General features: G+C 67.9%; 21 protein-coding genes. 3 read left to right on the top strand and 18 right to left on the bottom strand.

All coding sequences use genetic code 11. From position 1 onward, the window contains the following. Nucleotide 1: 1 nt before the first annotated feature. From rpsC to trmB, 9 genes are all read right to left on the bottom strand, one after another. Nucleotides 2-760, bottom strand: a complete 759-nt coding sequence (rpsC, locus tag BJ960_RS04825) for a 30S ribosomal protein S3 (RefSeq protein ID WP_121078630.1) — start codon at nt 758-760, stop codon at nt 2-4. 3 nt (nt 761-763) lie between these two features. Then, complete coding sequence (gene rplV, locus BJ960_RS04820) at nt 764-1,141, bottom strand: 50S ribosomal protein L22 (RefSeq protein ID WP_119281523.1); 378 nt, start codon at nt 1,139-1,141, stop codon at nt 764-766. A gap of 26 nt (nt 1,142-1,167) precedes the next feature. Next, complete coding sequence (gene rpsS, locus BJ960_RS04815) at nt 1,168-1,449, bottom strand: 30S ribosomal protein S19 (RefSeq protein ID WP_025133706.1); 282 nt, start codon at nt 1,447-1,449, stop codon at nt 1,168-1,170. Between the two features lie 22 nt (nt 1,450-1,471). Beyond that, nucleotides 1,472-2,308: a 50S ribosomal protein L2 gene (rplB, locus tag BJ960_RS04810; protein WP_119281524.1), complete on the bottom strand. Its 837-nt coding sequence runs from the start codon at nt 2,306-2,308 to the stop codon at nt 1,472-1,474. A 22-nt stretch (nt 2,309-2,330) separates the two neighbouring features. Next, on the bottom strand, nt 2,331-2,624 hold the full coding sequence (rplW, locus tag BJ960_RS04805; RefSeq protein ID WP_183075415.1) for a 50S ribosomal protein L23: 294 nt from the start codon (nt 2,622-2,624) through the stop codon (nt 2,331-2,333). A 2-nt stretch (nt 2,625-2,626) separates the two neighbouring features. Further along, entirely contained in the window at nt 2,627-3,280 is a 654-nt protein-coding gene (gene rplD / locus BJ960_RS04800; RefSeq protein WP_119281526.1) for a 50S ribosomal protein L4, read from the bottom strand. A gap of 3 nt (nt 3,281-3,283) precedes the next feature. Further along, nucleotides 3,284-3,937 carry a 50S ribosomal protein L3 gene (gene rplC, locus BJ960_RS04795; RefSeq protein WP_121078632.1) on the bottom strand — a complete coding sequence of 218 codons (654 nt, stop codon included), beginning with the start codon at nt 3,935-3,937 and terminating at the stop codon, nt 3,284-3,286. Between the two features lie 14 nt (nt 3,938-3,951). Beyond that, nucleotides 3,952-4,260, bottom strand: a complete 309-nt coding sequence (gene rpsJ / locus BJ960_RS04790; protein ID WP_010156393.1) for a 30S ribosomal protein S10 — start codon at nt 4,258-4,260, stop codon at nt 3,952-3,954. Nucleotides 4,261-4,731: 471 nt separating this feature from the next. Further along, complete coding sequence (trmB, locus tag BJ960_RS04785; protein ID WP_185986473.1) at nt 4,732-5,469, bottom strand: tRNA (guanosine(46)-N7)-methyltransferase TrmB; 738 nt, start codon at nt 5,467-5,469, stop codon at nt 4,732-4,734. A gap of 120 nt (nt 5,470-5,589) precedes the next feature. On the opposite strand from trmB, the gene aroQ reads away from it, so the two are divergent. Beyond that, nucleotides 5,590-6,027, top strand: coding sequence for a type II 3-dehydroquinate dehydratase (gene aroQ, locus BJ960_RS04780; RefSeq protein ID WP_121078636.1), 438 nt, complete (start codon nt 5,590-5,592; stop codon nt 6,025-6,027). 91 nt (nt 6,028-6,118) lie between these two features. Here the strand turns inward: aroQ and BJ960_RS04775 are convergent, their stop codons facing one another. Genes BJ960_RS04775 through BJ960_RS04765 form a run of 3 tightly spaced genes read right to left on the bottom strand, consistent with a single transcriptional unit; the run spans nt 6,119 to nt 8,379 of the window. After that, on the bottom strand, nt 6,119-7,030 hold the full coding sequence (locus BJ960_RS04775) for a CPBP family intramembrane glutamic endopeptidase (protein WP_237463634.1): 912 nt from the start codon (nt 7,028-7,030) through the stop codon (nt 6,119-6,121). A gap of 39 nt (nt 7,031-7,069) precedes the next feature. Further along, on the bottom strand, nt 7,070-7,981 hold the full coding sequence (locus BJ960_RS04770) for a DUF1700 domain-containing protein (protein ID WP_185986472.1): 912 nt from the start codon (nt 7,979-7,981) through the stop codon (nt 7,070-7,072). Next, nucleotides 7,978-8,379, bottom strand: coding sequence for a PadR family transcriptional regulator (locus BJ960_RS04765; RefSeq protein ID WP_185986471.1), 402 nt, complete (start codon nt 8,377-8,379; stop codon nt 7,978-7,980). Before BJ960_RS04765 ends, BJ960_RS04770 begins: the two co-directional genes overlap by 4 nt. Before the next feature lie 87 nt (nt 8,380-8,466). On the opposite strand from BJ960_RS04765, the gene BJ960_RS04760 reads away from it, so the two are divergent. After that, complete coding sequence (locus tag BJ960_RS04760) at nt 8,467-10,866, top strand: ATP-binding cassette domain-containing protein (RefSeq protein WP_185986470.1); 2,400 nt, start codon at nt 8,467-8,469, stop codon at nt 10,864-10,866. Between the two features lie 331 nt (nt 10,867-11,197). Here BJ960_RS04760 and BJ960_RS04755 read toward each other — a convergent pair whose 3' ends face one another. The 3 genes from BJ960_RS04755 to BJ960_RS04745 form a co-directional block, all read right to left on the bottom strand. Further along, the gene (locus tag BJ960_RS04755; RefSeq protein ID WP_185986469.1) at nt 11,198-12,034 is read right to left on the bottom strand and encodes a hypothetical protein; all 837 of its coding nucleotides are present in this window, start codon (nt 12,032-12,034) and stop codon (nt 11,198-11,200) included. Nucleotides 12,035-12,282: 248 nt separating this feature from the next. Then, nucleotides 12,283-12,651: a TraR/DksA family transcriptional regulator gene (locus tag BJ960_RS04750; RefSeq protein WP_185986468.1), complete on the bottom strand. Its 369-nt coding sequence runs from the start codon at nt 12,649-12,651 to the stop codon at nt 12,283-12,285. A gap of 2 nt (nt 12,652-12,653) precedes the next feature. Beyond that, nucleotides 12,654-13,715: an LOG family protein gene (locus BJ960_RS04745; RefSeq protein WP_185986467.1), complete on the bottom strand. Its 1,062-nt coding sequence runs from the start codon at nt 13,713-13,715 to the stop codon at nt 12,654-12,656. 47 nt (nt 13,716-13,762) lie between these two features. On the opposite strand from BJ960_RS04745, the gene BJ960_RS04740 reads away from it, so the two are divergent. Continuing rightward, nucleotides 13,763-15,289: an RNB domain-containing ribonuclease gene (locus BJ960_RS04740; RefSeq protein ID WP_185986466.1), complete on the top strand. Its 1,527-nt coding sequence runs from the start codon at nt 13,763-13,765 to the stop codon at nt 15,287-15,289. A 12-nt stretch (nt 15,290-15,301) separates the two neighbouring features. On the opposite strand, the gene BJ960_RS04735 is transcribed toward BJ960_RS04740, so the two are convergent. Genes BJ960_RS04735 through BJ960_RS04725 form a run of 3 tightly spaced genes read right to left on the bottom strand, consistent with a single transcriptional unit; the run spans nt 15,302 to nt 18,782 of the window. Further along, nucleotides 15,302-17,566, bottom strand: coding sequence for an FtsX-like permease family protein (locus BJ960_RS04735; RefSeq protein WP_185986465.1), 2,265 nt, complete (start codon nt 17,564-17,566; stop codon nt 15,302-15,304). After that, the gene (locus BJ960_RS04730; protein WP_121078652.1) at nt 17,563-18,252 is read right to left on the bottom strand and encodes an ABC transporter ATP-binding protein; all 690 of its coding nucleotides are present in this window, start codon (nt 18,250-18,252) and stop codon (nt 17,563-17,565) included. The genes BJ960_RS04735 and BJ960_RS04730 overlap by 4 nt, the downstream gene beginning before the upstream one ends. Beyond that, nucleotides 18,249-18,782, bottom strand: a complete 534-nt coding sequence (locus BJ960_RS04725) for a PadR family transcriptional regulator (RefSeq protein ID WP_237463633.1) — start codon at nt 18,780-18,782, stop codon at nt 18,249-18,251. Before BJ960_RS04725 ends, BJ960_RS04730 begins: the two co-directional genes overlap by 4 nt. Nucleotides 18,783-18,846: the final 64 nt, after the last annotated feature.

Below are 18,846 nucleotides of genomic sequence, written 5' to 3'. Positions count from 1 at the left end.
GTTACTTCTCCGCTCCTGCTGCAGCGGGTGCAGCCTCAGCCTGCGCGCCACGGGGCGCACGGCGGCGATCGCCACGCTCGCGAGACGGCTTCTGGGCCGCCTGCTCACGAGCGAGCTCCTTGTTCGTCAGGTCGCCCTTGTAGATCCAGACCTTCACGCCGATGCGGCCGAAGGTGGTCTTCGCCTCGTAGAAGCCGTAGTCGATGTTCGCGCGGAGCGTGTGCAGCGGCACGCGACCCTCACGGTAGAACTCCGAACGGCTCATCTCAGCGCCGCCAAGACGGCCGGAGACCTGGATACGGACGCCCTTGGCGCCAGCGCGCTGTGCGCCCTGGAGCCCCTTGCGCATCGCGCGACGGAACGCCACACGAGCAGCGAGCTGCTCGGCGATGCCCTGAGCGACGAGCTGAGCGTCAGCCTCGGGGTTCTTGACCTCGAGGATGTTCAGCTGGATCTGCTTGCCGGTGAGCTTCTCGAGGTCAGCGCGGATCCGCTCTGCCTCTGCACCGCGGCGACCGATAACGATGCCGGGGCGAGCAGTGTGGATGTCTACGCGGACGCGGTCGCGGGTGCGCTCGATCTCAACACGCGAGACACCGGCGCGGTCCAGCTGGACCTGCAGGTGCTGGCGGATCTTGATGTCCTCGGCGAGGTAGTCAGCGTAACGCTGGCCCTTCTTCGTCGAGTCCGAGAACCAACGCGACACGTGGTCGGTTGTAATCCCGAGGCGGAAGCCGTAGGGATGAATCTTCTGGCCCATTCCTTAGGCTCCCTTCTGAGCTGCCAGCTCATCAGCGGTCTGCAGAACGACCGTGATGTGGCTGGTGCGCTTGTTGATACGGAACGCGCGGCCCTGTGCACGGGGGCGGAAACGCTTGAGCGTTGCACCCTCGTCCACGAATGCGCGTGCAATGACGAGCTCGTCCTCGTTGAGGCGCAGGTTCTCAGCGTCAGCCTTCACACGTGCGTTCGCGATCGCCGAAGCGACGAGCTTGAACACGGGCTCAGCGGCAGCCTGGGGCGCGAACTTCAGGATGGCGAGTGCCTCCTGCGCGTTCTTGCCACGAACCAGGTCAACGACACGACGGGCCTTCTGGGGGGTGATGCGGATATGACGCACGCGTGCGATCGATTCCACCATTTCTCTTCCTCCTTCACGTCACCGCGTTAGCGGCGACGGCCCTTCTTGTCGTCCTTCACGTGGCCACGGAAGGTACGAGTCGGGGCGAACTCGCCCAGCTTGTGTCCAACCATGGTTTCGGTGACGAATACGGGGATGTGCTTCCGACCGTCGTGCACTGCGATGGTGTGTCCCAGCATTGCGGGGATGATCATCGAGCGGCGCGACCAGGTCTTGATCACGTTCTTGGTGCCAGCTTCGTTCTGTACGACCACCTTGTTCAGCAGGTGGTTGTCGACGAAGGGGCCCTTCTTGAGACTACGAGGCATCTTCTATTCTCCTACCTGCCGACTAGCGCTTCTTGCCAGCGTTACGGCGGCGCACAATGAGCTTGTCGCTTTCCTTGTTCGGACGGCGCGTACGGCCTTCCTTCTGGCCCCAGGGGCTAACCGGGTGACGGCCACCCGAGGTGCGGCCTTCGCCACCACCGTGGGGGTGATCCACCGGGTTCATGACGACACCACGCACGGTCGGGCGGACGCCCTTCCAGCGCATACGGCCGGCCTTACCCCAGTTGATGTTCGACTGCTCAGCGTTGCCGACCTCGCCGACGGTCGCGCGGCAGCGCGCGTCGACGTTGCGGATCTCGCCCGAGGGGAGACGCAGCTGGGCGTAGGGGCCATCCTTCGCCACGAGGCGAACCGAGGAACCAGCGGAACGAGCGAGCTTCGCTCCCCCACCGGGCTTCAGCTCAATGGCGTGAATAACAGTACCCGTGGGGATGTTCTTCAGCGGCATGTTGTTGCCGGGCTTGATGTCCGAGCCGGCACCCGACTCGACGATGTCGCCCTGCTTGAGCTTGTTCGGAGCGATGATGTAACGCTTCGTGCCGTCCTCAAAGTGCAGCAGCGCGATGCGCGCGGTGCGGTTGGGATCGTACTCGATGTGCGCTACGCGGGCGTTGACGCCGTCCTTGTCATTGCGACGGAAGTCGATGACGCGGTACTGGCGCTTGTGGCCACCACCGATGTGACGGGTCGTGATACGGCCCTGGTTGTTGCGGCCACCCGTCTTGGGGAGCGGACGCAGCAGCGACTTCTCGGGCGTGGAGCGCGTGATCTCAGCGAAATCAGCAACGCTCGACCCGCGACGACCGGGGGTCGTCGGCTTGTACTTGCGAATTGCCATGTTGTGTTCCTTCTCGCCCCTTCTACAGCGCAGCCGTGAAGATGTCGATGGAGCCCGACTTCAGCGTGACGATGGCGCGCTTGGTGTCCTTGCGCTTGCCGAGGCCAAACTTCGTGCGGCGGGTCTTGCCCTTGCGGTTCAGGGTGTTGATCTTTGCGACCTTCACACCGAATACCGACTCGATGGCGAGCTTGATCTCAGTCTTCGACGCGGTGGGAGCAACCTCGAAGGTGTACTGTCCGTTTGCGTCGATGAGGCCGTAGCTCTTCTCCGAGACGATCGGGCGGATGATGACGTCGTGCGCAGCCTTGTTCATGCTCACTTCGAGTCCTCCTTAACGGCGCGACCCTCGACGAACGCGTCGAAAGCTGCCTTGGTGAAGACGAGATCGTCACTGACGACAACGTCGTAGGCGTTGAGCTGATCGTGGAACAGCACGTGAACGTTCGGAAGGTTCTGAACGCTGAGCACGGTGAGCACGTCTTCGCGGTCTACGACCACGAGCACGCGGTTGCCCGGTGCGACCTGTGCGAGGAACTCGCGCGCGGTCTTGGTGCTCGGCTTGTCAGCGATGCCGAAGCCCTCGACGACGTGCAGACGGTTCGCGCGTGCGCGGTCCGAGAGCAGGCCAACGAGTGCAGCAGCGATCATCTTCTTGGGGGTGCGCTGCGAGTAATCGCGGGGCACGGGCCCGTGGACGATGCCACCGCCGCGGTGCTGCGGCATGCGGACCGAGCCCTGGCGTGCACGGCCAGTGCCCTTCTGCTTGAACGGCTTGACGCCGGAACCCGAGCGCTCGCCACGGGTCTTGGTCTTGTGCGTACCCTGACGGGCAGCAGCCAGCTGTGCCGTGACCACCTGGTGGATCAGCGGAACGTTGGTCTCAGCGCCGAAGATAGCCTCGGGAAGGTCAACCGACCCAGCCTTCTTGCCCTTCGCGTCGAAAACCTCGAGCTTGGTAGCGGTAGCCATGAACTACGCCCCCTTCACTGCGTTGCGGACGAAAACGAGACGACCACGCGCACCGGGAACTGCACCCTTAACGAGGATGAGGCCCTTCTCGGCGTCGATCGCCTGAACGGTGAGGTTCTGCACGGTCACGCGATCGGTACCCATACGGCCAGGCATCTTCTTGCCGCGGAAGACGCGACCAGGAGTTGCTGCGCCACCGACGGAGCCAGGCTTACGGTGGTTGCGGTGTGCACCGTGCGAAGCGCCAACGCCCTTGAAGTTGTGACGCTTCATGGCGCCCGCGAAGCCCTTACCCTTCGAAGTGCCAACGACGTCGATCTTCTGACCGGCTTCGAATGCGCCCTCGATGGTGAGCTCCTGACCGAGGCTGTACTCAGCAGCGTCGGCGGTGCGGATCTCGGTGATGTGGCGGCGCGGCGTCACGCCGGCCTTCTCGAAGTGACCAGCCGAGGGCTGGTTCACCTTGCGGGGATCGATCTGACCCGCGGCGATCTGAACGGCGCTGTAGCCGTCGACCTCGGGGGTACGGATCTGGGTGACAACGTTAGGCGCCACCTCGATGACGGTAACGGGAACGACCTTGCCGTCCTCGTCCCATACCTGAGTCATGCCGAGCTTGGTGCCCAGGAGACCCTTCACATTACGTACTGCAGTCATGTCTGGATCCCCCCTTAGAGCTTGATCTCGATGTTGACATCGGCCGGGAGATCGAGACGCATGAGCGAATCGACGGCCTTCGGGGTGGGATCGACGATGTCGATCAGGCGCTTGTGCGTGCGCTTCTCAAAGTGCTCGCGGCTGTCCTTGTACTTGTGCGGCGAACGGATCACAGCGATCACGTTCTTTTCCGTGGGGAGCGGCACGGGGCCGATCACGGTTGCGCCCGCGCGGGTGACCGTATCCACGATCTTGCGCGCTGAGCTATCAATGACCTCGTGGTCATACGACTTGAGTCGAATGCGGATCTTCTGTCCCGCCATGACATCTCTACTTTCTACTTGCGTCGTACTCCCGGCTTGTGGCCGACAGCATTGGACGTCTTGCGTACCAGCGCCCTTGGCAGACGGGCACCCTGAAGTGCCGTAATGCTGGGTCTCTGTTCACCTATCAATTTCTGCACGCACCAAAACGGCCGGACTTGCGTCTGGCCGCCTCTCGGCGTGCAGGCTGTGTTCGCTGCCCGCGGCCTCACACCCCGATCATGTCGAGGGGCAATGCACTACCTGGCAGTGATCCGCATGCACGGAGTACTGAACCTGTCTATTCTGACACAGGGATTCGCACGGTGCAACCCGGGCGTGTCGCGTGTCGCGGCACCCCAAACTCCCGTCGCAACGTATGGGATCGGCAGAAGACCTGCCCGAAGTTAGGCCCGGAGACATTCCCATCGTCGATCCCAGACGGACGGCGCGAAGAGCCGCCCGACGAGACGGCCCGGCTGAGCCCGGCCGCTAGATCTTGCGGTAGGTGAGGTCGCGGATGTCGCGGCCCTTCTCAATGCCCTTGTTCTCGAACGCGGTGAGCACGCGCCCCTCGTACCGTTCAGCCCAGTCGCCCTCGAACGCGCGCTCGAAGCCGGGGGCCTCGTCCATCACCTCACGCATGTGATCGGCGTAGTTCTGCCAGTCGGTGCCGAGGCGCAGCACGCCGCCAGGCTTGAGCGCTCGGTGCGCGATCCGAGCGAAGTCCGCGCTGATGAGCCTGCGCTTGTGGTGCTTGGCCTTCTTCCACGGGTCAGGGAAGAACACCCAGATCTCAGCGACCGACCCCTCGGGCAGGTAGTGCTCGAGCAGCTCCGGCGCGTTGACCTCCGCGAGACGCAGGTTCGTGAGCCCGGCGTCCGCCGCCCGAATGACGGTCCGCGCGAGCCCCGCGCGGAACACCTCAACGGCGAGAAAGTTCGTCTCCGGCCGAGCCGCAGCGGCGGAGAGGATCTGGTGCCCCTGTCCCGAACCCACCTCGACGATGAGGTCGGCCTCGCGCCCGAAGATCTCGGCGGGGTCTCCCGTCTCCCCAGCTGCGACACTCGTGGCGGCGGGACCGTGCGCGATCTCGAGCAGGAAGTCGCTACGCGACTCTTCCCAGGCCCGCTCCTGCGACGGCGTCATCCTGCCGCTGCGGCGGACAAACGATACGGGCTTGTCGCGGAATGTCGAGGGATCAAAAGGCTTGCGCGGCTGCTCAGTCACCCGTCAACGGTAGCCGGGCGCCCCTGAGAGTGCAATTACGGCGCTCCGCGTATCCCGCCGCGAGCTCGGCGCGGGGCTACGATAGTGAGACACCAAACGAGTCACAAGGAGTGTGCCGAGATGAAGCGGATCCTGCTGGTGAACGGGCCGAACCTCAACCTGCTCGGCACCCGCGAGCCTGAGATTTACGGCAGCGACACCCTCAAAGACGTCGAGCGCCTCGTGTTCCGCGTCGCGAAGGAATACGGCATCGATGTCCGTGCCGTGCAGTCGAATCACGAGGGTGAGATCCTTGACGCGATCCACGAGGCGCGCCATGACTGCTCAGCGATCATCATCAATCCGGCTGGCCTCACGCACACGTCCGTCGTGCTGCGCGACGCGCTCGCTGGGGTGCCGCTGCCGTTCGCCGAGATCCACATCTCGAACGTCTTCGCCCGCGAGGAGTTCCGCCACCACTCGTTCCTCTCCCCGCTCGCCGAGTTCGTGATTACCGGCGCGGGCATCCAGGGGTACGAGTTCGCGGTACGCCGGATCGCCGGTCTCCTCGCACGCTAGCCCGACGGCACCAACGGCACCCGACGGCACCGACGGGGCTGCCGGAGGAGCTGACAGAACCCCCAGGGGCGCCTCCCGGAGTCCCGGGCGCCTACGGGGCCGTCGGGAAGACGTCGAACAGCGCCGGGTTGTGCGCGTGCACGAGCACAGCGAAGACCACGGCGTCGAATAAGAGGTGCACGGTCACGACGTACCCGAGCGAGCGCGTCCGCAGGAAGATGAGACCCTGCACGAGCGCAAACGGGATTGTCAGGAGTGGGCCCCACGCGCGGTAGCCGAGTTCCCAGAGGAACGACACGAACACCACCGCCTGGAGCACGTTCGCGAGCCACGCTGGGAAGTGGCGCAGCATCACCGCGAACACCGTACAGATGAAGAACAGTTCGTCCCAGATGCCCACGGCCCCCACGCCAACGAACAGGCGAGCGACGAGATCGGGCGTGTTCACCTCCGGCCAGTTCGCGTATACGCCCGATGAGATGAAGTAGTACGGCAGGATCAGCCACCCGAGCACGAGCACGCCAGCGAGCCAGCCCCAGTGCAGCGCGCCCCACCGCCGCCGTGGCGGCTCGCCCCGCCACGGGAACCCCGTGGCCCGGTCGCCGTAGACGAAGCGCGACACGAGGTACGGGACGAGCACCGCCCCGCCGAGCGCGAGCGTGAACCGCAGCATCGAGAGCGTGTCGAGTTCGGCCGCGAGCGGGATTGTGCGCACGATCATCAGGCCGAGCGCGACGAGCGAGAGATCGCGCGTGAGCGAGGGCGCGGCGGGGTCTCCCGTCCGCGGCGAGATCCGGATCCCTGCCCGCCTGTCCGCCACGACCGCACCGAGGAGCCCGGCCGCGAGCAGCCCCGCCCCGAGCCACGGCAGCTCGGCGACGAAGAAAGCTGGGGCGGCGAGCACCACGCAGAGCGCGGCGACAAGGCCGAGACCCAAACGCGCCTCCCGGCTCCCGCCCGGGTCCCGCGCGTCGCGCGCGTGGCGCCGTGTCGTCCCGCTCATGGCATTAGCGTAACCGCACCCCGCAGCAACAGCCCGCACTCAGCGTACGGCCGACGATTCCCGCTGGCGCCCCGCGACCACCGCCGGCAATCCCACCGCGAGGAAGAGCCCGCCGACCCACCACCACAGGAGGGTCAGGACCCCGCCGTCGAAGAATGGCATCGACAGCAGTACTGCACCGGCGAGGGCAACAGCCGACACCGCGATCCTGCTCCCGAGCCCACACCACACGGCGACCGCCAAGAGCACGGCGAGCACAACCCACGCGGTCCAGTCGAGGCCGAACGTGCCGATGAGGCCCGCGACCCCCATCCAGACGGCCGGGAGCGCGACGACCGCCGCCCCCACCCAGCGCCACACCCGCGCCTCCCGCGGCCCGATCCCGCGCGAGAGCCGCCAGGGGGTGACCGCGGCGCCCCACACCACGAGGAGCAACGGCAGGTACTCGACGACCGAGAGGAGCGCCGCGGGGATCGCGCTGACGATCGCGGCGAACGCCGTCACCGAGGCGGCGCTCGCCCAGGCGTAGGCGAGCCGGTACCGCGTTGGAAGCACGAGCCCGAGCGCGACGATCGCAATGGGGATCAGCGAGAGGAGCGCTGCCTGGCCGCCACCGCGCATCAGGAACCCGGAGAACGCCGCGGTGAGGATCGCGACCGCAAGGCCGGCGGCCTGCAGCAGCCAGGCTGCGCGCTCGGCCCGGCGCCCGCTCGCGTCTGCCCCCACGGTCGCTGGGTCGAGCTCGGCGAGATACTGCGACGCGAGGATTTCGGGATCGCCGAGGCCCGCGAGCGCCTCTGCGTCCGAACGCCCGCTGTCCTGGGCCTCAGCGACGTGCGCGCGGACATCGTCAAGCGCGGCGTTCCGCAGTGCGGCGGGCGCATCGCTGAGTGCGTCGCCGAGCGAGCGCAGGTACGTCTCGACCTGCCCGGCCTGGGTCCGTGCATTCATGAGGGCTCCTTGGTGTCTGTGCCGGGCTCAGGTTCCGCCGCGGGCTCAATTGGTCGGGCATCGGCGATGAGCGATTCCACCTGGGCTGCGATCCCGCCCCACACCGTGGCGAAGACCGCGAGCAGTTCACGACCCCGCGCGGTGATCGCGTAGTACCGCCGCGGGCGGGTGCCGCCCGTGTCTTCAGGCTGCTCCCACCTGGTCTCGACCGCGCCGGCTTCGCGCATCCTGGCGAGCAGCGGGTAGAGGCTCCCCTCGCTCGCGGTCAGGCCGCGATCCATGAGCGCGCCCGCGAGCTCGAGTCCGTACATGTCGCGGCCTGAGAGCAGCGCGAGCACGCAGTACTCGAGCACGCCCTTGCGGAGGTTCGTGGCTATTCGCTCCGCCTGTGGATCCATACCGGCGACTATACCTTGCGTAGCAAGTATTGCAATGCATGAACAAGTTTTTCCGTGCTCACAATTGTGGAGGACTACGCTGTGCGTATGAGCACTGAGGCAGCCTCCCATCCAGCCGATTCACACGACCGTATTCGCGTCTATGGCGCCCGCGAAAACAACCTGAAGGACGTGAGCGTCGAGCTCCCGAAGCGGCGCCTCACCGCGTTCACCGGGGTGTCCGGCTCCGGCAAGAGCTCCCTCGTATTCGCGACGATCGCGGCCGAGTCCCAGCGGCTCATCAACGAGACGTATTCGACGTTCGTGCAGGGATTCATGCCCACCCTCGCCCGCCCCGACGTCGACCTGCTCGACGGGGTGACCACCGCGATCCTCGTCGATCAGCAGCGGATGGGCGCCGACCCGCGCTCCACCGTGGGCACTGCGACCGACGCGAACGCAATGCTGCGCATCCTCTTCAGCCGGCTCGGCACGCCGCACATCGGCCCCGCGAAGGCGTTCTCCTTCAACGTCGCCTCGATCTCGGGCGCTGGCGCCGTCACGCTTGAGAAGGGCGGCCGCACCACCAAGGAGCGCCGCTCGTTCAACATCATCGGCGGCATGTGCCCGCGCTGCGAGGGCCGAGGCAAGGTCAGCGACTTCGACCTCACCGCGCTGTACGACGCCTCGAAGACCCTCAACGAGGGCGCGCTCACGATCCCCGGGTACTCGATGGACGGCTGGTACGGGCGCATCTTCGGCGGGAACGACTTCTTCGACGCCGACACCCCGATCAAGGACTTCACCGAGAAGCAGCTCGACGCGCTCCTCTACAAGGAGCCGACGAAGATCAAGGTCGACGGCATCAACGTCACCTACGAAGGGCTCATCCCGAAGATTCAGAAGTCGATGCTCTCGAAGGATCGCGAGGCCATGCAGCCGCACATTCGCGCGTTCGTCGACCGCGCGATCACCTTCGACACCTGTCCCGAGTGCGAGGGCACCCGGCTCACCGAGCTCGCCCGCTCGTCAAAGATCAACGGCATCTCCATCGCCGACGCCTGCATGATGCAAATCTCTGACCTTGCCACGTGGGTGCGTGGGCTCGAAGACGCTTCGGTCGCGCCGCTCCTCGCAAACCTCGGCGACACCCTCGACTCGTTCGTTGAGATCGGGCTCGGGTACCTGTCGCTCGACCGGCCCGCCGGCACGCTCTCGGGCGGCGAGTCGCAGCGCACGAAGATGATCCGCCATCTCGGGTCGAGCCTCACCGACGTGACGTACATCTTCGACGAGCCATCGATCGGACTCCACCCCCACGACATCCAGCGCATGAACGGCCTGCTGCTCAGGCTGCGCGACAAGGGCAACACCGTGCTTGTCGTCGAGCACAAGCCCGAGATGATCAAGATCGCCGACCACGTCGTCGACCTCGGCCCGGCAGCTGGTGCCGCGGGCGGCGAGATCTGCTTCGAGGGCACCGTCGACGACCTCGCAGCGTCTGACACCGTCACCGGTAAGCACTTTGGTGACCGCGCCTCACTCAAGGAATCGGTGCGCGAGGCCACGGGCAAGATCGAGGTGCGCGGAGCAGACCGCAACAACCTCCGCGACGTCGACGTCGACGTCCCGCTCGGCGTGCTGTGCACGATCACGGGCGTCGCCGGCTCCGGCAAGTCGTCGCTCATCCACGGCTACGTGTCGGGCCGGGAGGGAGTCATCGCCGTCGACCAGTCCCCCATCAAGGGATCGCGCAGGTCGAACCCTGCAACATACACGGGCGTGCTCGACCCGATCCGCACCGCGTTTGCGAAGGCGAACGGGGTGAAGCCGGCGCTGTTCTCGGCAAACTCGCAGGGCGCCTGCCCGGTCTGCAAGGGCGCGGGCGTTATCTACACCGACCTCGTCGTGATGGCCGGCGTCGCCACCCCCTGTGACGAGTGCGAGGGCCGGCGCTACCAGGCCGAAGTGCTGCAGTACAGGCTCGGCGGGAGCGAAGATGAGGGCGGGAAGAACATCGCCGAGCTGCTCGAGATGTCGATCAGTGACGCCAACGAGTTCCTGTCCGGGACCTCCCCAGCCGGCGCGAGCGCGAAGGTGCCGAAGGCCGCGAAGATCCTGTCCCGCCTCGTCGACGTCGGGGTCGGATACCTCACCCTCGGCCAGCCCCTGACTACGCTCTCCGGCGGCGAGCGCCAGCGCGTGAAGCTCGCGATCGCGATGGCAGAAGACGCTGGCGTGTACGTGCTCGACGAGCCAACGACGGGTCTGCATCTCGCCGATGTCGAGCAGCTGCTCGGCGTGCTCGACAAGCTCGTGGACTCGGGCAAGAGCGTCGTCGTTATCGAGCATCATCAGGCCGTGATGGCCCACGCCGACTGGATCATCGACATCGGGCCCGGGGCAGGGCAGGACGGCGGCACCGTCGTCTTCGAAGGCACACCCGCGGCCCTGGTGGAGGCGAAGTCCACCCTCACGGGCGAGCACCTCGCGGAGTACGTCGGCTAGGGGCCGGGCCTGCCCGGGCCGGGCCACCCCGGCCCGGCCCCTGCCCACCCCACTCCACACCCCCGGCGGTTGGCAGTAGTTGTCGCTGTACGCCCCGGCAAGCGACCACAACTGCCAACTCACGGCAGGCGGCAGGAGGCAGGAGGCGGGCGGCAGGTGGGGCCGTGGGCAAGATATCTCCCCCAGGCTCCTCCACCCCGCCCGGGTTGGCACTAGTGGTCGTTCTGGCGGCCCGTAAGCGACCACAACTGCCAACTCCAGGACTGCCAACTCCATGACTGGCACCTCTGTGGCTGGCACCTCCGTGACTGGCACTGCAGAGCCACTGGGACTACCGGGCTGGACGCCCTGCCACTGCGAGGGCATCCGCAACCTGCCTGACCATCTCATCCCTGTTGGTGTACAGCATGGCCGCGGTCACCCGGATGATGCGCCAGCCTGACTCGGCGTAGGCCTGATACTTCTCGATGTCGCGGTTCCACTGCCGCTGGTCAACGCGGTGGTGGTCGCTCTCGTACTCAATCGCAACCCGGCTCTCCGGATACGCGAGCTCGCTCCGCCCTAGGAGACCCCCGCTCGCGTCCCGCACGTCAACATCGAGCTCGGGCTCGGGTAGGCGAGCAGCGCGAAGCGCCAACCGCAGCTGAGTCTCGGGCGGAGAAGCACTGCCTACGCGCACGAGCGAGAGCGCCTCCCTGAGCAGCCGCGCGCGAGGCCGTCCTGGCGCGTTCGCGGCCGCATCAAGCGCGGTCGGCGCGTCCCGCCCAAAGCGCGAGTCGTTCACAATCGCGTCGCCGAGCACTACAAGTTCTTCCAGGCTGAGCCAGCGGCCGAGCATCGCCCACGTTGTCGACGGGCTGGTCGTGCGCAGCCCCGCCGTCGACTGCAGCGTGACGAGGGCTGGCCGAGCTTGGACGCCCCGGATGCTCCGCGCTCGCGGTGCGCGGGCGGGATATAGCCGCCCAACCTCGAGATCTTGAGCGGGCTTGAGCGCAACGGGGAGCCCCAGGATCACCGCAGCCGTTCTGCCGCAGAAGAACGCGCCATCGGACGCGATCAGGCTGTAGAGCCTTGCCCGCTCGAGGTGCTCGGCCCGCCGTCGGGCGAGCGGGTGAGCAGCGCTCGCGTGACCGGCGGAAACCTGCCCGGTCGGCCCAGGCTGCGACATGCTGCACGGATCAACGCGTTTCCTCCGTACGCCTCGAAATGGCGTGTCAAGGTCAGCATTTCGCAAGCGTCGAGGGGAGACGCCAGCGGCGATCGCCTCCGACCGCAGAAACGCGTCGCCGAGGTCTGCTGGCAACTGGCGTGCGGGCCTGTTCATGTCTCAAGGATTGCGACGAGCCCCGCGCACGGCGACCGCCTCGCGCGATCTGTGGACAACCGCCCCGCGGCGTCGCACGTCGACGGCTCCTGTCAGCGCCGCAGACTCGCGCACGGCACGCAGCGCGTCGCGAACGGGCGCACCTCGAGCCGCTCGACAGGGATCGGCCCACCGCAGTTCTCGCACACACCATAGCGGCCTGCCGCCCACCGCTCGAGCGCCACGTCTGCCTCGGCGAGTTCGGTGCGCGCCGCGTCCGCGAGGCCGCTGAGCCGGGACCACTCGGAGGAGAGCGTCACGCCCTCAGGGTCGTGCTCGTCGTCATCGTTCGCTGACTCGCGGCTGCGCACAAGCTCGGCCAGGGTGCGCTCGAGATCGGCCAGGCGTCCGGCGACCTCCGTACGCGCGTCCGCGAGCGCGGCACGAAACGCGTCGTCGCCTGAGCCGGGTGCCGCGCCCACGGCTATTCCTCCGTCGACGGGTCGCCGGGCACCATCTCGTTCAACGCCCAGATGAGCCGGTAGAGTTCCCCGATCGCGTGCGGCCGGGGCACCAGGCGTACCCGCACGAGGTTGGCGCGCTCCGATCCTTCTTCGGCGTAGGGCTCCACGACCTCAATCGCTCCGGCCGCGAGCATGAACCCAAAGCGTTCGGTGAGCTCGGCAAGCTGCGCCGCGGTCGGAGCCGTCCGCACGTACAGCAGCAGCGCGTCACGCTCGCCTGGCACGTGGGTCGGGAACCAGCGCAGGTCCGTGTAGTTGCTCCAGAAACCGTGCACGTGCTCGACGGCGGCGTCTGCGGAGTCCGTGATGAGGACGCGGTCGAGGTCGCCCGGCGTGACGAAGCCCCCGCGCTCGAGCTCGTTGAGCACGAAGCTCTTGAATCCCTCCCAGTAGGTTCCGCCCGGCCGGTCGAGCAGTACGATCGGTACGGGCGCCATCTTTCCCGTCTGCTGCAGGGTGAGTAGCTCGAACGTCCCGTCCATCGTGCCGAATCCGCCGGGCAGGCAGATGAAGGCGCTCGATTCCTTCACGAGCATGAGCTTCCGGGTGAAGAAGTACTTCATCGCGACGTGCCGTTCATCGTTCGCGACGAACGCATTCGGCTCTTCCTCGAAGGGCAGCCGGATCGAGACCCCGAGGGAGTGCTCGGCGCCTGCCCCGATTGCGGCGGCCTCCATGATCCCTGGACCGGCGCCGGTCACGACCATCCAGTCGTCGTCCGAGAGTGCCCGCGCGCTCGCCTCCGCCGCGGTGTAGAGCAGGTCGCCCGGCTGCGTGCGCGCGGACCCGAAGATCGTCGCCTTCCGCACGCCAGCGTAGGGGGCGAATAGGGCGAAGGCCTCCCGCATCTCTTCGAGCGCCGCGGCAGAGATCTTCAGGTCCAGCCGTGAAGCGGCGTCTGCGGACAGCCCGAGGCCTGCCTCGACGATCCTCCGAACGAGCCCGCGCTGCTGCGTCACCCCGGCCACTTTGAGAAGGGCGTCTACGGCTTCCGTGGTCTGGTCACTCGCTGCGGCTGTCATGCCCCCAGTCTAGGAGTTTGTTGGGGCCGAGGCGCTAGGCTACGACCATGCCCAGCAGGCGGACGCACATCGCACCTCACGCGCCAGGCGGCCAGCTCGCCGCGGCGCTCACCGCGCTCAGGGAGGCGAACGGGATCGTCGACGCGTTCCCACCGGAAGCGCTCGCAGAGGCCGTCTCGGCCGCGCCGCCCGTCCCCGATCTCGACCTCCGCGACATCGAGTTTGTGACGCTCGACCCAGCGGAGTCGCGTGACCTCGACCAGGCGTTCCATATCGAGCGCACCGGCCGCGCCGGGTTCATGCTCCGCTACGCGATCGCCGACGTGCCGGGCTTTGTGGCGCCGTGCGGCGCGCTCGACGCCGAGGCACGGCGCCGCGGCCAGACCCTCTATCTTCCGGACGGGTCGGTGCCGCTGCACCCGCGCGAACTCAGTGAGGGGCGCGCCTCGCTGCTCCCGAACGAGGATCGGAGCGCGTTCGTCTGGACGATCGAGCTCGACGCCGATGGCCGTGCCGCGCTCGACGGGGCGGATGTCGGCCCTGCCCGCGTCGAGCGCGCCCGGATCCGTTCCCGCGCGAAGCTCGACTATGCGTCGGCGCAGGTCGCTGTCGATTCGGGCACGGCCGGGCCTGGCACCGGTGCCGCGGGTGCCGGGGCCCCGCCCACAGGCACCGCAGCCGCAGCCGCGGCCCTCGCGCTTCTCCCGGTGGTCGGCGAGCTCCGGATCGCCTGCGAGCGGGCGCGCGGCGGTGCGAGCCTGAACATGGCCGAAGAGGAGGTTGTCCGCGACGAGCACGGCTACCGGATCGAGCGCCGGTTCCCGCTCCGTGTCGAGGAGTGGAACGCCCAGCTGTCCCTCCTCACCGGGATGGCGGCAGGCAGGATCATGCTTGACGGCGGGATCGGGATCCTTCGCACGATGTTGCCGCCCGACGCCACCGCGCTCGCCGAGTTTCACGGCCGCGTCGCTGCGCTCGGGCTCCCCTGGCCGGACGGCATCCCTTACGGCGAATACCTCCGAACCGTCCCAGCTGACACGCCGGCGGGCGCCGCCGTGCTGCACGCCGCGTCAAGCCTCTTCCGCGGCGCGGATTACGCCGCGTTCGGCGTGACGCACGACGGCGTGACGCTCGCACCGCCCGAGCATCCCGAGCAGGCCGCGATCGCGGCCCCGTACGCGCACGTGACCGCACCACTTCGGCGGCTCGTCGACAGGTGGGGGCTCGCGATCTGCGAGGCCCTCTGCGCTGGCCGCGATGTGCCGGAGTGGGCGCTCGCGAGCCTCGGCGAGGTCCCCGGGCTCATGCGATCCTCAGCCGCGATCGCGGGCAGGCTCAACTCGGAGGCGCTCGACAGGATCGAGGCCGCGCTGCTCCGCGACCGCGCCGGGGAAGCGTTTGACGCGGTCGTGCTCGAAGCTCGCGGCGAGACCGCGCGAGTGCAGATCGTTGACCCTGCCGTCACCGCGCGCGTCCCCAATCCGGGCGGCGCGCTCGTCGCGGGACGCCACGCCCGCGTCCGAGTGGTGCGGGCCGATGTCGCGACCGGCACGATCGAGCTCGTCGCGGCCTGACTCCTCCGCGCCCTATTCGAACCGGGTCGCGGCGAGCGGCAGCTCACTTCGCACTGTGCGGAACACGACGAGGATCGCGGCGGCAGCGAGCCCCAGGCAGATCCCGATGAGCCCGAGGTAGCCGACGTCGGGGAGCGTCACGCCTCGGTCGCCCCCGCTCAACGCGACGACGACGGCCCACGCGGTGAGGAAGCCGAGGCCGACCGTGAGCAGGAACACCGTCGCGAGCGGCAGCGCGGTCTCGACCACAATCATTCGCCGGAGCGTCGCTGCTGGCATCCCGCTCAGCCGCAACAGGCCAAGCTGGCGCCGTCGATCGATCATGCCCGCGACTGTCGAGACAGACAGCGAGATCGCCGAGATGAGCGTGGCGATCAGGATCCCGATCCAGGCAAGGCTGACGTACTGCCGCGCGAACCGGGTCGCGCTCGCATCTGTACTCTCCGCCCGCGTCGCTGGCAGGCCAGCGACAGTGAGGCCGCTGGTCGTTATGGCGGTCCGCGCCCGCTCACGCGAGCCAGGTTGCCCGTCGGTGAGCACGGTGACGAGCGCCGGCGTCGCGGTGGCAGCGGCCGCTGCGGTCATCGGGGCGGTGTCAATGTCTCTGCCGATCTCGAAGGGGCTGAAGTAGGGCTGTTCGATCCACAGCCACTCGGCGCTCCCCGCGTCGAGGCCGAGCGCCGCCGCGTCCGCCGCCGACACGACGAAGCCGCCACCGAGCGCTTCGCCGTTCGCCTCGGCGGACGCGTCGCCGGCGTCGCCCTGCTCACCGTCAGCGCCCGCGGTCTCGTCGTCGTACCAGCCGACCCGAACGACGCGGTCGACCCCGTCAGCGGCGGCGACGCGAGCGAGCGCCCGCTCCTGTTCCGCTTCGTCGGCTTCGAACCCGAGGTTCGTAACCAGCGCGTCGGCAGGCACGAGTTCGGTCGCCGGCACGTCGGCGACCTCGTCAACGATCTCTGTCGTCGTTCCGACAGCGAACACCGTCACCACGAACAGCGCGAGCACGAGGCCACTCACCGACCGGAAGGTTGCGCGCGGGTGGCGTGCGATCCTGCGCATCGCGAGCACCCCTGCCGCATCGTTCGCGCGTCGGGCGCCGAAGCGGCTGACGGCAGCGGCAAGCCACGGCCCGGCGAGCACGAGTCCAACGGTGATGAGAATGAACCCGACAAGGACGGCGACGTCGGGGACCCGCACGTCGAGCCCCGCGGCTGCGACGACTGCGGGCGCGGCGATCACGACCGCGCCGAGCCCAAGCGGCACAAGCGACCACCATCGAGGCCGGCGCTCCTGCTGTTCGCGGCTTCCGCCGAGCGGCCCCAGGCCGGTGCGCAGCGCGGTACCGAACGCGACCAGGCCGGCGAGCAGTGCCGTCCCGAGTGCGGCGGCGATCATCGCCCAGGCAGGAACGGCGAGGTCGCTCACGAAGAATCGTGATCCTTCGATCTCGACGAGCGCCGCGAGCGGACGAACGGCGTAGAAGAGCCCGACTCCGGCGAGCGCCCCGGCGAGCGCTGGGACGACGGCCTCGAGCGCCGCGAGCATGGCGACGAGCCGCGGCGATGCGCCGATGAGCCGGATCGTCGAGAACCGCTCGGTACGTGCGGCCTGCCCGAGCTTGGTGACGATCGAGATGAGTACGACGACGGGGAAGAGGACGGCGATCCCGCCGACAATCGCGATCATCGCGTACGCGGGTGTCGGGAAGCGGACGCCTGAGAGTTCCGCGTGCAGGCTCGCTCCGAGCATCGGTTCGACGGCGGCTGCGTCGGCGCCGACGATCGCGAGCATGGTTTCTGGGCCGAGGAGCGCATCGGGGCCGACGATGCCGATCCGCGTGCCGAAGCGGTCCCCGAGCTCGTCCGCGGGGGTGCCGTCGATCAGCGCCGCGAGTGCAGGCGAGGCGTAGTACTCCCCCGGTTGCGGGGCGCGCTCGATGCCCGGCACCGCGACCGTCGACTGCGGGGTCGCCGCGATCGAGACCCGCGTGATCGCCTGGCCGTCGTAGTAGTCGCCCGGGGCTCCGAGCATGCCGCTCGGCGCGACCCACAGGGTGTCGTCGCCGAACTCGAGCTCGGCGACCTGGCCCGTCTTGAAGGCACTATCGAGTGGCCAGGTCGACCGGGCGCTCCGGTCGCCGAGCGCCTGGTAGGCCGCGATGACGAGCAACAGCAGCGCGACGCCGACCGCGACACCCGCGGCGATGCCGACGAGGCGTTTCGACCCGCCACGCTCTCGCGAGGCAAGCACCCAGCCGAGTGTCAGCGCCTTCATCGGGCCAGCCCCGACAGCTTGCCGTCGCGCACGACGATCTCACGGTCCGCGTACGCGGCGGTGCGTGCGTCGTGTGTGACGAGCACCACCGTCGTTCCTGAGGCGCGGGAAAGCTCGGTGAGCGTGAGCATCACCTGCTCAGCAGAGAGGGAGTCGAGCGCCCCTGTCGGCTCGTCGGCAAAGATCACTTTGGGGGCGGTGACGAGTGCGCGGGCGATCGCGACGCGCTGCGCTTGGCCGCCCGACAGCTCCGACGGAAGCTTCTGCGCGTGGGCGTCGAGCCCCAGGCGCTCAAGCCACCGGCGCGCCTGCCGGAGCGCGACTTTTCGAGGCTGCCCGGCGAGCAACAGCGGCAACGATACGTTGTCGACCGCGCTGAGGTCCGGGAGCAGCTGCCCGAATTGGAAGATGAAGCCGAATTCGCTGAGCCGAAGCTTCGCCCGTGCCGCCTCGCCGAGCGCGCTGAGTTCCGCGGTCTCGCTGGTTGCCGGGTCGCGGTAGGTCGCGGTGCCGGCGTCGGGAGTGAGCACTCCGGCGAGGATGTGCAGCAGTGTCGACTTGCCGGAACCCGATGGCCCCATGATCGCGAGGATCTCGCCCTGCGCGACGTCGAGGTCGACGCCGCGCAGGGCGACGTCCATGCCGAATGACCGTTCGATGCCGCTGACGCTGAGCACGGGATTCATCGCGCCACCTCCGACCGCAGTTCGCCGAGCCTTGCCGAAGTGAGCTCGATCCACCGGAGGTCAGCCTCGATGTGGAACAGTGCGTGGTCGCAGACGAGCACCGTGGCAAGATCAGCGCCCAACTTTCGCCGCGTCAGCTCGCGCATCCGCTCGAGGTGTTCGGCACGCTGGAGATCGAGCAGCCGTGCGGCGTCGTCGTCGAGCAACAGCGCGATGATCGTCTTCGCGAACAGGTTGCTCTGGAGCGCCGGCGAGGGGGTGTCAGCGGAGAACAGCCAATCTTCGAGCTCGGCGCGGCCGGCCGGCGTAATCTCGTAGCGTTTGCGGTCTGGCCCGCCTCCGGCTTCGTCGCCGAGCAGCGCGATGAAGCCGTGCTTCATGAGGCGAGCGAGCGTCGCATACACCTGCCCGAACGCGAGCGGCTTCTCTGCGCCGAAATGCCGATCGTAGTCGTGCTTCAGGTCGTACCCGTAGCCTGAGCCCGTTCCGAGCAGCCCGAGGAGGGCATGTGAGGAGTCCATGGTTGCCATACACCGAGCGTATACTCACAGTGTATAGTCGTGCAAGCCGGGTCCCCTCGAACGCACGTCTGGA

The organism is Leucobacter aridicollis (genome assembly GCF_013409595.1).
Taxonomy (GTDB): domain Bacteria; phylum Actinomycetota; class Actinomycetes; order Actinomycetales; family Microbacteriaceae; genus Leucobacter; species Leucobacter aridicollis.
Note: the sequence above shows the minus strand (reverse complement) of the source record. Positions and strands in the feature narration are given on the sequence as shown.

Bases quoted from the DNA above. Each gene is read 5' to 3' on its own strand.
- BJ960_RS04745 (WP_185986467.1), bottom strand. From the start codon at position 13,715: ATGACAGCCGCAGCGAGTGACCAGACCACGGAAGCCGTAGACGCCCTT.
- aroQ (WP_121078636.1), top strand. From the start codon at position 5,590: ATGAAGCGGATCCTGCTGGTGAACGGGCCGAACCTCAACCTGCTCGGC.
- rplW (WP_183075415.1), bottom strand. From the start codon at position 2,624: ATGAACAAGGCTGCGCACGACGTCATCATCCGCCCGATCGTCTCGGAG.
- BJ960_RS04760 (WP_185986470.1), top strand. From the start codon at position 8,467: ATGAGCACTGAGGCAGCCTCCCATCCAGCCGATTCACACGACCGTATT.
- rplB (WP_119281524.1), bottom strand. From the start codon at position 2,308: ATGGCAATTCGCAAGTACAAGCCGACGACCCCCGGTCGTCGCGGGTCG.
- rpsJ (WP_010156393.1), bottom strand. From the start codon at position 4,260: ATGGCGGGACAGAAGATCCGCATTCGACTCAAGTCGTATGACCACGAG.
- BJ960_RS04735 (WP_185986465.1), bottom strand. From the start codon at position 17,566: ATGAAGGCGCTGACACTCGGCTGGGTGCTTGCCTCGCGAGAGCGTGGC.
- rplD (WP_119281526.1), bottom strand. From the start codon at position 3,280: ATGGCTACCGCTACCAAGCTCGAGGTTTTCGACGCGAAGGGCAAGAAG.
- BJ960_RS04730 (WP_121078652.1), bottom strand. From the start codon at position 18,252: ATGAATCCCGTGCTCAGCGTCAGCGGCATCGAACGGTCATTCGGCATG.
- rplC (WP_121078632.1), bottom strand. From the start codon at position 3,937: ATGACTGCAGTACGTAATGTGAAGGGTCTCCTGGGCACCAAGCTCGGC.
- BJ960_RS04775 (WP_237463634.1), bottom strand. From the start codon at position 7,030: ATGAGCGGGACGACACGGCGCCACGCGCGCGACGCGCGGGACCCGGGC.
- BJ960_RS04725 (WP_237463633.1), bottom strand. From the start codon at position 18,782: ATGGCAACCATGGACTCCTCACATGCCCTCCTCGGGCTGCTCGGAACG.
- BJ960_RS04755 (WP_185986469.1), bottom strand. From the start codon at position 12,034: ATGTCGCAGCCTGGGCCGACCGGGCAGGTTTCCGCCGGTCACGCGAGC.
- rpsS (WP_025133706.1), bottom strand. From the start codon at position 1,449: ATGCCTCGTAGTCTCAAGAAGGGCCCCTTCGTCGACAACCACCTGCTG.
- rplV (WP_119281523.1), bottom strand. From the start codon at position 1,141: ATGGTGGAATCGATCGCACGCGTGCGTCATATCCGCATCACCCCCCAG.
- BJ960_RS04740 (WP_185986466.1), top strand. From the start codon at position 13,763: ATGCCCAGCAGGCGGACGCACATCGCACCTCACGCGCCAGGCGGCCAG.
- BJ960_RS04770 (WP_185986472.1), bottom strand. From the start codon at position 7,981: ATGAATGCACGGACCCAGGCCGGGCAGGTCGAGACGTACCTGCGCTCG.
- rpsC (WP_121078630.1), bottom strand. From the start codon at position 760: ATGGGCCAGAAGATTCATCCCTACGGCTTCCGCCTCGGGATTACAACC.
- BJ960_RS04765 (WP_185986471.1), bottom strand. From the start codon at position 8,379: ATGGATCCACAGGCGGAGCGAATAGCCACGAACCTCCGCAAGGGCGTG.